Below are 16,695 nucleotides of genomic sequence, written 5' to 3' on the forward strand. Positions count from 1 at the left end.
TTAAAGGGACAGGTGTTTGTCAATTAGTTTTTCGGCGTGTTCACGTAAAGCTTTTGGCTTGATCTGCACCAGGATGTCTGCAGCAAAAGCCTGTAGCAACATCACTTCTGCCTTTTCTTTGGAAATTCCCCTGGCCCTTAAATAAAACAGGGCTTCCTCGTCCAATTGTCCGACCGTACAGCCATGTGAACATTTCACATCGTCTGCAAAAATTTCCAGCTGTGGTTTGGCATTTATGGTGGCCAGGTCCGAGCGTAAAATATTTTTATTGGCCTGATAGGCATTGGTTTTTTGTGCATCGGGCTGGACCATAATCCTTCCGTTAAAGACAGCTGTGGCCGAATCGTCGGCAATTCCTTTATACAACTGGTTGCTAAAACAATTTGGTTTCCTGTTGTCAATCAGGGTATGGTTGTCCACATGGGTTTTGCCTTTTAAAAGATAAAGACCGTACATGTGGCTTTCATTGCCTTCTGCATCCAACACCAGGTTCATGTTGTTGCGCACCATGCCGCCATTAAGGGCAATACTCACCGTATGCACATAGCTCCTTCCAATTTGGCGGATATGACTCGTGCTCACCTGACTGGCATTGCTGTTGTCATTTTGCAGTTTATAATATTCCACATAGGCATTTTCTTCCACCACAACTTCCATCACCTGATTGTTCAGGCTATCGGCATTACCGATGGTGGTGTAACTTTCTGTGAGTTGAAGCTGAGCTCCTTTATCGGCATAAATCAGGCTTCTGGGCTGTGCCAGTACCGGTCCTGCTGCTGCCTCTAAAATGTGGTATACATAAACCTGAACAGGTTCCTGTTTTTTGAGCACATGGATAAACAGGCCTCCGTAAATCAGCGCGGTATTCAGGGCCTGTAAGCCATCTTTGATGTAAGCTGCGCTTTGGTTCAAATGGGTTTCCACCAGGGTTTTATATTCACCTTCCGCAGCCTGCTGCAGGGGCATAACGATCAGTTCATTTGCACCCGACCGGATACAGGAGTATTCCGCCTTGAAAATCCCGTTTACAAAAACCAGTTCATTGGCCTGCTCATGGCCCGGTAAGCGGATGGCATCCAGCTCTGAAGGCTCAATACCGGCCTCGCCGTCCAAATTGTATTCCTGCTGAAAAAGGGTGCTGATGTTGGTGTATTTCCATTCTTCATCTCTGAAAGAAGGCAGTCCTCTTCCATTGAAATCCTCAAAGCCTTCCTTTCTGAGTCCGGCAATTGTCCCCTGGGGGCCTGTTTGCTGAAGCTGCTCAAACTGATCTTTAAAATACGCTGTGCTTTCCATGCTTTATCTTTTAAAGACCCAAACTCAGGTCGACCTCATCTGTAATAAAATCATATCCTTTTTCTTCCAGCTCCAGGGCCAGTTCTTTTTGTCCTGAACGGACAATACGGCCTTTATACAGCACATGAACATAGTCTGGTTGGATGTAGTCGAGCAAACGCTGGTAGTGGGTAATGAGCAGAATGGACCGTTCGGGGCTCCGCAGCTTATTGATGCCATTGGCTACTATGCGCAGGGCATCGATATCCAAACCCGAGTCGGTTTCGTCCATAATGGCCAGTTTAGGTTCCAGCATGGCCATTTGAAAAACTTCATTTCTTTTCTTTTCCCCTCCGGAAAAGCCCTCGTTAATCGAACGGCTCAACAAGCTCTGGTCAATTTCCACCAGGGCCATTTTTTCTTTCATTTTTTTCAGAAAAGAAACGGCATCCAATGGTTCCTGTCCAAGGTATTTGCGTTTTTCATTGACTGCTGCCTTGATAAAATTGGTGGTGCTTACCCCTGGAATTTCCACCGGGTATTGAAAAGCCAGGAACAGGCCTTCCCTGGCCCGGTCTTCGGTAGAGAGTTCCAGCAGGTCTTTTCCGGCAAATTCCACTTCTCCTTCAGTGACCTCAAACTCTTCCCTTCCGGCCAGTACAGAAGCCAGGGTGCTTTTCCCCGAACCGTTTGGGCCCATAATGGCATGTACTTCCCCGGCTTTGATGTCGAGGTTAATTCCTTTTAAAATTTCTTTTCCAGCGATATTGGCGTGGATATTTTTGATCGATAGCATATAATATAATAATTAGCCTACACTGCCTTCCATACTGATGGCAAGTAGTTTTTGTGCTTCTACGGCGAATTCCATAGGAAGCTGGTTCATCACTTCTTTTGCAAAACCGTTTACAATCAACGCAACAGCGGTTTCTGCATCTATACCTCTTTGTTTACAATAAAAAAGCTGGTCTTCCCCGATTTTTGAGGTGGTCGCTTCATGTTCCACAATAGCGGTTTTGTTTTTAACTTCTATATAAGGGAAAGTATGTGCCCCGCATTTATCGCCCAGCAACAAGGAATCGCATTGCGAATAATTGCGGGCGTTGGCAGCCTGTTTTGAAGCCCTCACCAGCCCCCTGTAACTGTTGTTGCTGTGCCCGGCAGAAATTCCTTTGGAAACAATCCTGCTCCTGGTGTTTTTTCCAAGGTGGATCATTTTGGTACCGGTATCTGCCTGCTGGTGGTTATTGGTAAAAGCCACAGAATAAAACTCTCCGATAGAGTGGTCCCCTTTTAAAATCACGCTCGGATATTTCCAGGTAATTGCAGAACCGGTTTCCACCTGGGTCCAGGAAATTTTGGAATGATCGCCTTTACAAATACCTCTTTTGGTGACAAAATTATAAATGCCGCCTAAACCATTTTTATCTCCGGGATACCAGTTCTGTACGGTTGAGTATTTAATTTCTGCTTTTTCCAGGGCAACCAGTTCCACCACTGCCGCATGCAGCTGGTGCTCATCGCGCATCGGTGCCGTGCAGCCTTCCAGGTAACTCACATAGGCATTGTCTTCGGCAATGATTAAGGTACGTTCAAACTGCCCTGCATTTTCGGCATTGATGCGGAAATAGGTAGACAATTCCATTGGGCAACGCACCCCTTTGGGGATAAAACAAAAGGAGCCATCGGTAAATACGGCAGAGTTTAAAGCCGCGAAATAATTATCGGTCATCGGAACAACCGAACCCATATATTTTTTAACCAGGTCCGGGTGTTGCTGTATGGCCTCACTGATGGAGCAAAAAATTACGCCGATTTCAGAAAGCTGCTCCTTAAAGGAGGTCCCGATGGAAACACTGTCCATCACCACATCCACGGCCACACCGGTCAAGCGCTTTTGTTCATTAAGGGAAATGCCCAGTTTTTCGAAAGTTTTAAGCAATTCGGGATCTGCCTCTTCCAGGCTGTTTAACTGTTTTTTAGGCTTAGGGGCAGCATAATAAATGATGTCCTGGTAATCAATGGGCGGATACTTCACATTGGGCCATGTGGGTTCTTCCATTTTTAACCAGCCTGCATAGGCTTTCAGCCGCCAGTCCAGCATCCATCCGGGTTCATTCTTTTTTTCAGAAATCAGGCGTATGGTATCTTCGTTCAGTCCTTTTGCAATCAGGTCTGTATGTATATCCGTCACAAAACCGTATTTATACTCATTTAATACGGCCTGTTCCAGTGCTTCTGGTTTTTCCTTCATCTGTTTACACGGATTAATCTTGGGTTATTGTAATATAACACAAAATTAAAACAGATATCTGTTTATACAAAAAAGTACAAACAACTTTACAATGCAATAACATTGTCTGTTTTTACCTTCCCGTATTGTTTGGGCGGGCATACACCATTTGCATCACATGGATGTTGCGCATGGCAAAAGCAGCCTCACAATAATTCAGGTAATACCGCCATTTCCGGATAAAACGTTCATCAAAACCCAGGGCTTTTACTTTCTCTATGTTCTGGTTAAACTGATCAAACCATATGGCCAGGGTCCTGGCATAATCGCTGCCCAGGTCTTTGAGGTCTACCAGGGTAAAATTGCTGCTCCGGTTCACCGACTGGTTCAGTTTAGCAACCGAAGGCAATAAGGAACCCGGAAAAATATGTTTCTGGATCCAGTCTACTCCTTTGCGCAGGCTGTTGTAACGCGAATCAGGACTGGTAATCACCTGAAAGGCCAGTATGCCATCGGCCTTAAGCACCTGGTTACATTTTGCAAAATACAGTTCGTAATAATTATGGCCAACCGCTTCCAGCATTTCAACAGAAACAATTTTATCATATTGTCCGGTAATGTCGCGGTAATCCTGGATCAACACTTCAACCAAATGGGACAAGCCTGCTGCCTCTACCCGTTCCCGCGCCAGTTTTTGCTGTTCCCTGGAAATGGTTATTGAAGTGACCTTACAGCCATATTTTTGGGCCATAAAAATTGCATTTGCCCCCCAGCCGCTGCCAATTTCCAGTACGTGGTCTGTTGATTTTAAACAAAGCTGCTCTGCCAGCCTGCTGTATTTGGCCAGTTGTGCTTCTGAGAGGCTATAATCTTTTTGTTTAAAATAGGCACCGGAATAGGTCATCCCCTGGTCCAGAAAACAGGCAAAAAAATCGTTGTTCAGGTCGTAATGCTCTGCTATATTTTTTTGGGATCCGGAAATGCTGTTCGACCGGCTGTTGTGGTACATCCGGTTCAGCCATTTGAGCATATTCAGGGCCAGTAGTTTCGAGCGACTCCCGGATACAGATGGGGCCTGCTCTATATTGAGCAATACCCATTTAATGACATTTACAATATTGCTGGTTTCCCAAAGCTGCTCTACAAAAGCTTCTCCAAAGCCAATATCACCGTACAAAACCAGTATTTTGAAAAAACGGGCATCTTTAATTTCTATATCTGCATGAATGCCCCCGCCCTCTCCCAGGGCCAAAAACCTTCCGTCCGGTAAAGTCAGGGACAAACGCCCCTTGTCCATTTTGCTGAGCGCTTTTAATACAGTACGTTCATAAAATGAGGGCTTGCTTCTTACAACAGAGAGAGTGGTCATGGTCTACTTTTAGCTTTATATGGTCTATAAACGTTTTTTTGAAGGTCGCGGTTTACGTCCTTGGCATGAAAACGGATCTTTTTTCTCCAAAGCAGAAAAGCCTGCCAGTGAATAAGCCACATGACCCTTAAAGGGATAAGCGGAATTAAAAAGAAATAACGCATTAAAGCTGAAGCTTTTAATTCTTTCCGTTTGCCTTTTAAAGTACTCAGAAAAAACCTTTTGCCCTGACCATCGTAATCGTCTATTTTAAGGTCTAGTTTTTCTGAAGGAATGGCCAGGTTAAAATCAAAATAAGTATCCAGTTCTGTAAAAGGGGATACATAAAAAAATTTCTGCGCCCTTTGCCTAAAGCGGTCTTCTTCAAGTTCCTCTTTACCAATAAAAAACAGTTTCATTTCCCTGAAGGTATTGCTGATTTCTGCAACGGTACAAAGCGGAAAACCCAGCTCATCGAAACAGAAATAAAAAGACACCGGGTTAAAATTATAGCCCAGTACCGAAAGATTGGTGAGCAGCATCACCTTACCCTTATCCAAAATAATACCTTTACTAAACAGGTAAGCGCTCAGGTGCTCTCTGGTGCCCTTACCCTGTAAACGTTCACCTCCGAGCTGCAAATGGTCTTTATCCCGAAAACTAAACAGGTTAAACCTGTTGTACCCCAGGCACCAGAATTTCTTCGACAGCCCTTCAATTTCATCCAGGTCCAGGTATAAAAGATATACCCTGTACCAAAAGCTGTGCTTTTTAGGGGCAAGCCTGCTGTGCATTACTTTTGCAGTATATAGAGCGGAATTCATGGGGAGTTGAATTTACAATTATTTTTATAAATAAAAATACTGGTTTACAACCGCTTACACAGTTCTACCGCACTGGCATAGGCATCTTCGTGAAAGCCATATTTAAAATAACTTCCGCAATAATACACCGGCCCTTTCTGGTTCAACAGCTGCAGCTCGGACTGGGCCTGCATGGCCGGAACATCAAACAAAGGATGCTCGTAATCGATTTCTTTCAGGATACTTTTTTCATGGAGGCTGGCACCTGGATTAATGGATACAAAATAATCTTTGCGGTCAGATACCTGCTGCAGTTTGTTCATCCAGTAAATGGTGCTTGGCTGTAATTGTCCGTCCTGCTGCTCTACCCGGTAATTCCAGCTGCTCCATGCCAGTTTTTTTTGGGGCATTAAAGTCCGGTCTGTATGCAGCACCGCTTTGTTGTGCTGGTATTTAAATTTCGAGAGCAGCCTTTGTTCATCGGGTGTTTTGGAGCGGACCATTTTATAAGCCTGATCGGCATGACTGGCAATAATCACTTTATCAAAATACGAGGTGCTCCCGTCGACAGTGAGCACTTTTACCCTGCCATCTTCTTCTCTTGAAACCACCCCCACTTTTTTACGAAGCTGGATCCTGTCCCTGAAAGGTGCGATTAAAAGCTCCCGGTAAGACTGGCTGCCCTGATCAAGGGTATACCACTGGTGCTGGGTATTCAGTCCAAGGAAACCATGGTTTTTAAAAAACCGGATCAGCGACACGGCCGGAAAATCGAGGATCTGCTCCATAGGTGCAGACCATACCGCCGCACTCATGGGAATTAAATATTTCCAAAGCATGTCTTCACCAAAACCCGCTTCCCGAATGTAGCGCCCAATGCTATAGGCTGCAAATTCAGGCCGGTCCAGAATCTGTACGCTTTCTTTGTTAAAGCGACTGATTTGCAGAAGCATTTTAAGAAAAGAAGGGTTAAAAAGATTTTTCCGCTGCGCAAAAAGATGGTTAATGCCCGAGCCGCTGTATTCCAGTTTTTCAGGAAGGTACTGCACACTGAAAGACATATCGGTTTTTTTGACCGGTGCCTTAATTTCTTCAAACAACCTGCAAAGATTCGGATAGGTCTGGTAATTGAACACCATAAAGCCCGTATCAATCGGAATAAGCCGCTCCTGCTCTTCTACAACAACCGTATTGGTATGCCCGCCGATATAATCGAGTTCTTCATAAAACGTAAGGTCATATTTGGACTGCAACAGGTGGCCACAACCCATTCCGGCTATTCCTGTACCAATGATTGCCAGTTTTTCCATTATATGCTGTTTTTTTCAAGTACATAATGACAAACCATCCATTCATTGCCTTTGTTATAGGCAAAAAGCTCTGCACAGGACATATAAAACAACCGCCAGTATGCCCACCATTTTAAGGCTTGTCCGGCACCATAAGTTTGTTCAAAAATGGTCATAATTTCTGTTTTATGGGCATCCATTCTGCTCAGCCAGGCTTCTGCGGTTTTTGAATAATGCATGCCGTTGACCACCCAGTGCCTGGATACTTTCAGGTCGTCGTTAAAATAAAACAACAAGTGATTGGAAGGCATTATGCCCCCGGTGAAAAAGTTTTTACTCATCCAGTCTTTGTCGTTTTTGACTTCAAACTTATAGGCTAAAGTCTGATGGGTAAAAATATGCACAAATAATTTTCCATTCTTTTTTAAAAAGGAAGCTACTTTTTGCAGCAGCAACTGATAATTGCGCATGTGCTCAAACATTTCTACAGAAACCACACGGTCAAAACGCTCTTTGCTATCAAACGTATTCATATCGGCCGTAATCACCAGAAGATTGGTCAGGCCCCGCTGCTTCGCTGTGGCATCTATATAGGCTTTCTGGGAACTGGAATTGGAAACCACGGTAAATTTACTTCCGGGATATTTAGCAGACATAAACAAGGATAAAGAGCCCCAGCCGCAGCCGAGCTCCAATACCGATTGCCCCTGTTGTAAACCTGCCCGCTGGCAGGTCAGTTCCAGCATATCTTCTTCTGAAATATCAAGGTCAATGACCCCTGGTTTCCAGTAACCGCTGGAGTATTTCAGGTGCCTGCCCAAACAATACTGATAAAAAGCTGCAGGAATTTCATAATGTTGTTCATTGGCTTCCCGGGTATTTACAGCGATCGGTGCGTTTTTTAACTCCTCCATGAGCTCATTAAAAGCATGCTGTTGTACCTCGACATCACCCAGGCATTCGTCCTGGAGTCTTTCTTTTAGTAATTTCCGGATTCCCGCCCTGAGCACGAAGTCAGGAAGCTTGTTCTGTTCTATAAGTGTATCGTACCACATGAATTCAGGGGATTGCAGGTTATAAATTGTAAGTTACGGATCATTATTCACTATACGGTTTTTGGGGCCATACAGATCCTTAAATTCCATTAAAATTTATAAGCTGGTTTTCCTTTTTTTGAACCAGGGAACAAAGGCACTCGTTGTGTTCTGGTACTCAACATATTGCGCGCCTTTGGAGCGGATGGCCTGGGCTTCGGTGGCCGGAATGCCGGTTACTTTAAACAAAAGATAGGCAATAATCAGCGGGCTGCTAAGCGCCAGCCAGCCAAAATCTGCGGTACAGGCAATCAGAAAATAAGCCGTCCACAGCAACAGCTCAAAAAAGTAATTGGGGTGCCGGGAATAATTCCACAGGCCTTTGCTACAAACCTTTCCTTTATTTGCAGGGTCTTTTTTAAACTGGTCCAGTTGCCAGTCGGCGATGGCTTCTCCGGCAAGGGCAATAGCCCAGAGCACAAAACCGGCAATTTCCAGCAAGTGAAAGCCAGGGTTCTTATTGGAAACCATCAGAAAAAAAGGCAGGGATAAGATAACATTGGAAATACCCTGAAATTGAAAAAACCAAAAAAACTTCCGGTCGGCATGTGGCGCCCAGTCTTGGCGCAGCTGCTGGTAACGCCCCTCTTCCTGTTGTAAATGAGAAAGCACCCTTTTGCCCAAATGAAATCCCAGCCGAAGGCCGGCAATAAAAATCAGGCTGCAGACCATTTGCACCCGCGGGGCCCAGCCCTGGCCTGTAAAAAATAAAATCAGGGCGATGACCGGAAAATTAAGGGTCCAGAAAATATCCACCACCCCGGCATTTTTAATTCTTTTTGCCCAGATCCATACACCGGTCATGATCAGGCTGCAAGCCATAAAACAAATCAAAACGGTGATGGCGATGTTCATAGGGTTTAAGTTTTTCTAATTTTAATAATGCGCAACCAGTGCATAATTTTCATAACCGGATAGGTCGGGTCAAATTCAAACCACCTGGAAGCAAAGTTCGGGCTGTTTGGTTTTTTATGGTGATTGTTTTGAAACAGCTCTCCAAGCATTAAAAAATCAAAAGGAAGGGAGTTTTTGCTGTGGTCATTGTTGTCGTGGTTGGAATAACCATATTTATGACCGCACCAGTTTACAATTGCCCCATGTATAGGCCCCATTAAAAAATGGATGGGCAGCAACAGGAACATCCACCATGCGGTTGCAAAACTCACATAAAACCAAACGTAAAAGCTGATAAAGATAATTCTGGTGATCCAGGAATCCCCTATTTTATCAATCAGCGGCCAGCAGGGATATTTGTCCCTGAACTGCTCTTCAGGTTCTACGTTGTACTTGGAATAATTCAGGTAAATATTTTTTGTCTGGATCATCATGCCCCATACATCCTTTACAAAATGCGGGGAGTGCGGATCTTTTTCGGTATCGCTAAAGGCATGGTGCATCCTGTGTAGAATGGCATAGGCACGCGGGTTTAAAAAAGAAGATCCTTGGGATAAAAAAGTGACCAGATAAAAAAACTTTTCCCAGAAAGTATTCATTTTAAACATCTTATGCGATGCATAGCGATGAAGAAAAAAAGTTTGGGAAAAAAGGGAGAGGAACCAGTGTAAAAGAAAAAATATTAAAATAATCATATAAGGCACTAATGGCTGTATTAACGTAATTTATCTACGTTAAGATGTATAAACCGCAAAAGTACTAAAACTAACCAGTATTCTGGTTAGTTTGAATAAGAAAGGCCCGAAAACGAAAATGCCCGGCGCTTAAAAAAGGCCGGGCATTTTAATATAATTGTATAAATTATCTTCCAAAATCGTCCTGTACACGTACAATATCAGATTCATCTGAAGGGTTTTCAGGATCAGTATGCTGCCAGATTTCAGAAACCACGCCCCAGTCTTCCAGACCGATCAGACGGTGTCTTTCCCCTTTTTCCAGTTTAATCCTTGTACCGGGTGTCAGTTTTTGAACAGGTCCCTGTTCATCGGTTGCACTTGTGCTTACGCCTACTGTACCGCTAACCACCTGCCAGATTTCTGCGCGACGGTGGTGATATTGCCAGGATAAACGTTTATCCGGGGCAACAACCAAAATTTTCGGACTAAGTTTACCACTGATTTTTAAATCATTGACATTCAACCCATCAAAGTAAACATTTGCAAATTGCTGGGCCTGATCTTCATCTATAACAAAAAAACCTCCCCAGGGACGGGTGTCATCAACATTAATAACATTGAATCCTTCGATTTTCAGACGTTGTGCAACGCCGTTAAATATTTCTTTTTTCTGATCTGACATTTTTAATCTTATTGATTGGCCAAATATATATAGATGACATGAATTAATTTACTGGCTTGCCAATTAATTTATCAATCCTGGTCACGATATAGTCAATGTCAAATGGTTTTTTGATGTAATCATCTGCTCCTGCTTCCAAACTTTTGGCTTTGTTCTGGTCGTTGGCCGACATGACAATTACCGGAATATGTTTAGTAAACAGATCACCTTTCAAATCTGCACAGATTTCCGCACCGTCTCCGTCAGGAAGCATTACATCAAGAATAAAAAGATCCGGTACTGAATCTTTAAGCTTACCCTTTAATTCCTCAAAAGAGGAAGAAAGCTGCAGTTCATAGCCCTCATCTTTAAGAAGATATTCAATGATGTACCTGATATCTGTATCGTCTTCGAGAACATGTATTCTTTTTACCATAATTTAAAATATTTGTTGAACACCTTTAACAACAACAATTTTGCCATAAATTTAAGAGGAAGTACAGATGTTACACTTTTGCGTTAAGAAACGTTAATTTCTAGGAAGAGATCGATAATTGTTACATTTTTACAGAATCTAACCTCTGCATAGATATGATTTTAAGAACAACTATTTTTTTACTGTTTTTTACAGCCTTTATTTCTGCGGCCTCGGCCCAGCAGAAGATTAGCCTGGAGTCTGGAGACCTGATTTTTCAGAACCTGGACTGCGGCCCTTTATGTGATGCCATTAACCAGGTTACCCAGGGTTATGAAGGCAAAAAATTTAACCATATGGGTATGGTTTACCTCCGGAACGACACCATTTACATCATTGAGGCCTCCGGAAAAGATGTGCACATGAGCAAACTGGAAAACTTTCTGGCCAAATCCAAAAGCCCTCATTATGTGGGCAGGCTCAAAAAAACGTACAGAAAATTAATCCCAAGGGCCTTAACTTTCACCATGCACCAAATGGGTGTCCCCTATGATGATCAGTACCTGTACGACAATGACAAATACTATTGTTCTGAGCTGATTTACGATGCTTTTAAATATTCCAACAATGATCAGCCTTTTTTCCAGCTGTTGCCCATGACCTATAAAAAACCAGGGTCCCAGGAGTATTTCCCGGCATGGAAAGCTTATTTTGACCACCTGGGCATGGAAGTACCTGAAGGTAAGCCCGGTTGTAACCCGGGGGGACTTTCCCTTTCAGATAAAATTGATATTCTGGGGATATATCCATAAAAAAGGCGGAATAATATTCCGCCTTTTTTATGATTATTTTTCCGTTTGGGACAGAAAAGTACTTTCAAATATTTTATCGGCATTGTTCGCCTCAAAACCTTCCCTCCGGTGCGCCCTTGTAACTTCAGACAAAGGCAAATCTGCATACTGGTCCAGCACCCGCCGCTCCGCAAATTCGACATATGAACCTGCAATCATTTTGTGGTCGCCACCTTTAAAAGCTGCTTCTACTTTTCCGGCAACGGTAGAACTTTGCAATAGTTTTCCGTCTGCACTGGTTTTAATTGTTCCACCGGAATCATTTAATTTAAAGCCTTTCTCCTGTAAAAAACGGTTAAAAGATAACAGGTCATTATAACCTGGTTTAAGGTTATGGATGCTGATGGTAAAATGGTTCAGGTAATACCGGTTATAAATGGTCCATGCCGCATATTCACTTTCTGCAAGCAGGGTTTCATAGTCTTCAAGCGTTGGCGTTTCCCAGAGCGGGCTGTGTAAAAAAGCATCTACTGCCCGCGCATCGTTCAGGTCCAGCTGGTCGACAGGGTCCGATACCACCACATCTGTATAGCGGTGAATGATCTGCTGGGCCACAGGGCTCAATGCCTCAACGATCAGTTCACTGATAAAAATACGAGGGAAACCCGGGGCAGGTGGTGCATACCAGAAAGCGTCCAGTTTTTTCTCCGGAAAATGATAATGGTCCATTTTCTGGTAACCATAGGCCAGGAATATTTTTTCCAGGGAGGCAATTCCCAAATGAGGGACACCAATGGTTCTGAATGCAATATGGTCATTTTCGAGTTCTTCAAAACCATTGATCATACCTTCCTGGGTCATCGCTGTAATAATTCCGGAAACATCAGGTACTCTTTCTTTATACCTGTTCATCAGTCCGTTCAATACTTCCTGCAGTGTCTTCTGATTCATATCTGTTTTATATTAAGCCTTTAATAGGCATTCAGCACTTCGTCCAAATGCGCAACTAAGTTAGATGCATTTTCAATATTAAACACCATCGGTGGCTTAATTTTAAGTACATTGTGTAAAGGGCCGTCGGTACTTAATAAAAAGCCCCTTTCTTTCATTTTTTCTACAATTTCATCGATTTCCGGGACGGCAGGTTCCAACGTTTCCCGGTCCCTGACCAGCTCTGCGCCTACAAAAAGTCCCTTGCCGCGTACATCCCCAATAAGCTTATGCTTTTGCATCAGCGCAGTTAAAGCACCGATCAGGTAGTTTCCGGTTTCCAGTGCCCTTTGCTGCAAATTTTCTTCTTCAATAATGCGCATCACCGCCAGTCCGGTTTCCATTGATACCGGATTACCCCCGTAAGTATTAAAGTACTCCATTCCATTGTTAAAAGAGGCTGCAATTTCTTCAGTAACCACCACTGCGGCCAAAGGATGCCCGTTGCCAATGGGTTTACCCAATACCACGATATCCGGTTCCACTTCCTGCAATTCAAAACCCCAGAATTTTTCGCCTACCCTTCCAAAACCAACCTGCACTTCATCTGCAATACACAGTCCGCCGGCTTTGCGTACTTCTTTGTATACCTCTTTTAAATAACCTTCGGGCAAAGGGATTTGTCCGCCAACGCCCAGTAAGGTTTCGCAAATAAAAGCAGCTATACCGGTTTTTTGCTCCTTCAGGCCCTCAATAATCCGCGCAATATCGGCCGCATATTTTAACCCCGCATCCCGATCGCCATAGCGGTAATTTCCACGGTACAAATCGGGGTTCATTCCTTTATGGATAAAAGGCTGTTGTCCGGCGCCGCCCGGGCCATCAAATTTATAAGGGCTCAGTTCCATGGCCACCGTAGAGGTGCCGTGATAGGCATGGTCCAAAACTATTACATCTTTTTGCCGGGTATAATGGCGACTGATCCGGATGGCCAGGTCATTGGCCTCACTTCCCGAATTGGTAAAATAGCAGACCTTCAGTTTTGCCGGCATCGATGCGGTAATGACCTTTGCATAATTGACCAGGCTGTCGTGCAGGTAGCGGGTATTGGTGTTTAATTTGGCCAGCTGTTTTTGCATGGCTTTAACCAGCACCGGATGGCAATGGCCCACATGGCTCACATTGTTTACACAATCGATATAGGTGCCACCCAGATCATCGTATAAATACTGCAGCGCCCCCCGGCTGATTTTGAGTTTTTTCTGATAGCTGATGCTCAAATTTTTGCCAACATGGTTTTTTCTTTCTTCCTGTAAACTGTTGTAAGCGGGTTCTGTGGCCAGCACAGAAGCATAACCGCAGGATAAATTAAAAGTGTTCCTCGCTTTTAAAGGGTTTATTTTAATCCACTGGTACAAGAGTGTCCAGGCATCCTGCTCGGATACAAAATGTGAAGGATTATTACTCCTTGACCTTTGCCAGGCGGAGGTACAAACACTCATGCTTAGCCTGGCTGCAATGAGGTAATAGAGCACAGAAAGTTCTGTTTCTGTTAAAGGATAAACTTCATGATAGCTTTTAACCAGCACCGCAGCCACTTCCAGAGGGTTTTGCTGCCTGAACATGGCATAGGTACAGGCGATGGCCACATTATTGATCAGCTGGCTGAAAACCATATCTCCAAAATCAATGATGCCGCTAACCCTGCCCTGTTTTAAAAGTACATTATGGTCATTCGCATCATTGTGAATAATGGCTTTACGCAACCCCTGCTGTAGGGGAAGAACTTCCATTTCATACTGCAGTAAAAAATAAGCCGCCATGGTCCGCTTTTCAGGATCTTTGATGCATTCCAGTTTATCCCTGCAATCCAGTACCCTGGCCAGGTCCCATTCGGTATAACGGGCGGCAGCAGGCTGGACAAAATCTTTCAGCGCTTTGTCCATCAAAGCCAGCTGGTGGCCAAGGCTTTCAAAATTTTCAAATTCCGGCTGGACATCCTGCATAAAATCACCTTCCAGGTAAGACAATACCCTCAGGAATAATTTTCTGTCCTCTTTTTCAATCCGGGTAAAGCCCTCACCGGCCTGGTTTGGGATTACTTTCTGAACGATATCCAAACCTGCCAAATGTTGCATCACCTCCAGCTGGGCGCTCAGAAACCAAAGATCTGTATCTCCCGTGCTCACTTTGCAAACAAAACGTTTGCCTTGCGCATCCCGGAGCAGGAAATTCTGTTCTTCATAACCTGAGGCCTTTTCTGCAGTAACATCCATGTGGTAATACAGGGAAAGCCATTCTTTAATCACATTTTCATTCAGTATCATAAGGTATTTTCTTTGAGCAGCATCAGTATATGTGCTGCAGACCAGCTAAAATTTTTCGCATTCAATCCTTTTCCGCTTTGCGGATGGTAATTTTCCCTGATGGGCCCCTGCGTGGAAAGCCCTTCCGCATTTTGCAGCAATTTAGATAAAAAAGCACCGGCTTCTTTGCGGTATCCATATTTTTGAAGTCCCGCCAAACCAAAATAAACCTGGTCCAGCCAAACCGGCCCTCTCCAGTAACCTTTCAGGGGATCAAAACGGGGATGATCGGCCGCAAGTGTGGGCAAAGGCACCAATGTGTTAAATTTAGTTTCCTTTTCCATGACCTGCTGTATGGCCTTCGCCTGTTCTGTACCAGCAATGCCTGCCCATAAGGGAATCCATCCTTCGGGGCCCTGGGCTTCTATCCAGCTCCCATCCAGCAAGCGGTCGTAATAAAATCCTTTGTCCTGATGGTAAAATGTGTCATTGATCTGTTTTTTCAAAGCGGGTAATTGTGCGGTCCAATGTGCAGCCTCTGCATTTAAGCCAATTGCCTTTGCAATTTTTGCCAGGTAAATTTTCTCGGCATACAAATACGCATTCAGGTCTACCGACTCCTGGTTCAGCGACCAGGCTGCTGTTTTATTTTTGGCAAGGACCGCTTTGTCAAAACGAACAGCATTGTCCATTCCGCTTTCCCAGGCAGCCGCGATTCGTGTACCGTCGGTTGAGCCATATTCACAAAGGCCATTTTTATTATGGTCCCGGTTTTCATACCACCACAAATGGTAGCGGCGCAGTTTAGGATACATTTGTTTCAGAAAAGCCTTGTCGGCGGCACGTCCATAAATTTCCCAAACGGCCCAGGCGGCCAGCGGGGGTTTGGTATCCCTCCAGTTGTTTTCTTTTTTATCGGTGTAAATACAGTCGGCCACCATTCCCTGTTTGTCCTGGTAGTCAAACATGGCCAGCATGTTATCTTTGGCCAAATCCGGCGCAAAATAGCTCAGGCCTACCGCTTGTTTCCAGCTGTCCCAGCTCCAGAAACCATAAAAACCCTGGTAATTTAAAGAAGGGAACAGGCCCTGGTGCAACAAATCTTTTGCCCTGCTCCTCCAATTGCTCATCAGGGTAACAATAGATTTAACAGCCAGCCTTTTTTGCAGGCTATCGGTGAGCTGAGCACCCGGTGCTTTGAAATACAGGTTCAGGTACCGGTCCCAGCGTTGTTTATTAAGTGCATAAGCCTGCTGAAAATTATAGCTTACCGTAGTTTTTGGAATTTCCGAAGTTTCCAGGTAATAACGTTCTGAAAAAGACAGCTCATAAGTGCTTCCGGCCTTCAATACCACCGGGGCCAGCCGGGCGCTATAACTGTTACCGCTCAGGGCGACCGAAAATTTCTGCTGTGCAGCAAAGGCCAGCTGGAACACATGCCCTTTATTAAATTCCAGTTGTACCCCATTTCCCTTAGCAAACAGGCGCCCATCTTTGACCAGGCTTTCACCTGACCAGCTGAGCTCAATATTTTTACTGGTTTTGGACATATTGCTGATCCTGGTGCGGATCATGGCGGCTCTTTTGGACACAAAAATCAGCTGCAGTAAAATCTTCAGCCCCGATGTTTCAAATTCCTGCTGCAGCAGGCCCGGATAATAATGCAACCTGGCCTTCGCACGGCCCAGATCAACAGGAACGCCAGCGGATTTAAGTGACAAACGCGACATGGAAGCAGAAAGCCACTGGCCTTCCATATCCATGACCATAGGTCCTACAAAAGCGCCATAATCGGCACTATCGGAGGGTAAGGTATAGGCATGCCAGGCCCCCAGGTCAGAGAACACATTGGTTTCGATGGCAAATGGCCTGCTGACCTTATGCCCCAATTGTAAAACATCTGGAAACTGCTCCCTTGAATTTTGCGCAAAAGTGCTGCCCAGCTGAAGGGCAAGCAGCAATACTAAAAAGTTTTTCAT

General features: G+C 44.4%; 15 protein-coding genes. 1 reads left to right on the top strand and 14 read right to left on the bottom strand.

Translation table 11 applies throughout. The features are described from left to right. The 11 genes from sufD to B0O44_RS13570 all read right to left on the bottom strand — a co-directional run bounded on the left by sufD (position 1) and on the right by B0O44_RS13570 (position 10,710). Positions 1-1,296, bottom strand: coding sequence for a Fe-S cluster assembly protein SufD (gene sufD / locus B0O44_RS13520; RefSeq protein WP_110831396.1), 1,296 nt, complete (start codon positions 1,294-1,296; stop codon positions 1-3). Between the two features lie 10 nt (positions 1,297-1,306). Continuing rightward, positions 1,307-2,071, bottom strand: coding sequence for a Fe-S cluster assembly ATPase SufC (sufC, locus tag B0O44_RS13525; protein WP_110831398.1), 765 nt, complete (start codon positions 2,069-2,071; stop codon positions 1,307-1,309). Positions 2,072-2,083: 12 nt separating this feature from the next. Further along, positions 2,084-3,529, bottom strand: coding sequence for a Fe-S cluster assembly protein SufB (gene sufB, locus B0O44_RS13530; RefSeq protein ID WP_110831400.1), 1,446 nt, complete (start codon positions 3,527-3,529; stop codon positions 2,084-2,086). A 112-nt stretch (positions 3,530-3,641) separates the two neighbouring features. Next, positions 3,642-4,877: an SAM-dependent methyltransferase gene (locus B0O44_RS13535; RefSeq protein ID WP_110831402.1), complete on the bottom strand. Its 1,236-nt coding sequence runs from the start codon at positions 4,875-4,877 to the stop codon at positions 3,642-3,644. Further along, positions 4,874-5,680 carry a DUF1365 domain-containing protein gene (locus tag B0O44_RS13540; protein WP_110831404.1) on the bottom strand — a complete coding sequence of 269 codons (807 nt, stop codon included), beginning with the start codon at positions 5,678-5,680 and terminating at the stop codon, positions 4,874-4,876. Before B0O44_RS13540 ends, B0O44_RS13535 begins: the two co-directional genes overlap by 4 nt. 44 nt (positions 5,681-5,724) lie before the next feature. Continuing rightward, positions 5,725-6,969: an NAD(P)/FAD-dependent oxidoreductase gene (locus B0O44_RS13545; protein WP_110831405.1), complete on the bottom strand. Its 1,245-nt coding sequence runs from the start codon at positions 6,967-6,969 to the stop codon at positions 5,725-5,727. Further along, the gene (locus tag B0O44_RS13550; RefSeq protein ID WP_110831407.1) at positions 6,969-8,003 is read right to left on the bottom strand and encodes an SAM-dependent methyltransferase; all 1,035 of its coding nucleotides are present in this window, start codon (positions 8,001-8,003) and stop codon (positions 6,969-6,971) included. The genes B0O44_RS13545 and B0O44_RS13550 overlap by 1 nt, the downstream gene beginning before the upstream one ends. Positions 8,004-8,099: 96 nt before the next feature. Then, a complete protein-coding gene (locus tag B0O44_RS13555) occupies positions 8,100-8,897 on the bottom strand; it encodes a DUF1295 domain-containing protein (RefSeq protein WP_110831409.1) in 798 nt (265 codons plus the stop codon). A 5-nt stretch (positions 8,898-8,902) separates the two neighbouring features. Then, on the bottom strand, positions 8,903-9,631 hold the full coding sequence (locus tag B0O44_RS13560; protein WP_110831412.1) for an acyl-CoA desaturase: 729 nt from the start codon (positions 9,629-9,631) through the stop codon (positions 8,903-8,905). A 166-nt stretch (positions 9,632-9,797) separates the two neighbouring features. After that, the gene (locus tag B0O44_RS13565; RefSeq protein ID WP_110831414.1) at positions 9,798-10,295 is read right to left on the bottom strand and encodes a cupin domain-containing protein; all 498 of its coding nucleotides are present in this window, start codon (positions 10,293-10,295) and stop codon (positions 9,798-9,800) included. Positions 10,296-10,338: 43 nt separating this feature from the next. Next, positions 10,339-10,710 (bottom strand): response regulator transcription factor, encoded by a 372-nt coding sequence (locus tag B0O44_RS13570; RefSeq protein WP_110831416.1) that lies wholly within the window; start codon positions 10,708-10,710, stop codon positions 10,339-10,341. A 155-nt stretch (positions 10,711-10,865) separates the two neighbouring features. Between B0O44_RS13570 and B0O44_RS13575 the strand changes: the two genes are divergently transcribed. Then, the gene (locus tag B0O44_RS13575) at positions 10,866-11,501 is read left to right on the top strand and encodes a YiiX/YebB-like N1pC/P60 family cysteine hydrolase (RefSeq protein ID WP_110831418.1); all 636 of its coding nucleotides are present in this window, start codon (positions 10,866-10,868) and stop codon (positions 11,499-11,501) included. 33 nt (positions 11,502-11,534) lie between these two features. Here the strand turns inward: B0O44_RS13575 and B0O44_RS13580 are convergent, their stop codons facing one another. The 3 genes from B0O44_RS13580 to B0O44_RS13590 are packed head-to-tail and all read right to left on the bottom strand — an operon-like array spanning position 11,535 to position 16,695. Then, on the bottom strand, positions 11,535-12,431 hold the full coding sequence (locus B0O44_RS13580) for a DUF1338 domain-containing protein (protein ID WP_110831421.1): 897 nt from the start codon (positions 12,429-12,431) through the stop codon (positions 11,535-11,537). Between the two features lie 20 nt (positions 12,432-12,451). Continuing rightward, positions 12,452-14,737: an aminotransferase class III-fold pyridoxal phosphate-dependent enzyme gene (locus tag B0O44_RS13585; protein ID WP_110831423.1), complete on the bottom strand. Its 2,286-nt coding sequence runs from the start codon at positions 14,735-14,737 to the stop codon at positions 12,452-12,454. Then, positions 14,734-16,695, bottom strand: coding sequence for an MGH1-like glycoside hydrolase domain-containing protein (locus B0O44_RS13590; protein WP_110831425.1), 1,962 nt, complete (start codon positions 16,693-16,695; stop codon positions 14,734-14,736). The genes B0O44_RS13585 and B0O44_RS13590 overlap by 4 nt, the downstream gene beginning before the upstream one ends.

Origin of the sequence: Pedobacter nutrimenti (assembly GCF_003208655.1) — a bacterium.
Classification (GTDB): domain Bacteria; phylum Bacteroidota; class Bacteroidia; order Sphingobacteriales; family Sphingobacteriaceae; genus Pedobacter; species Pedobacter nutrimenti.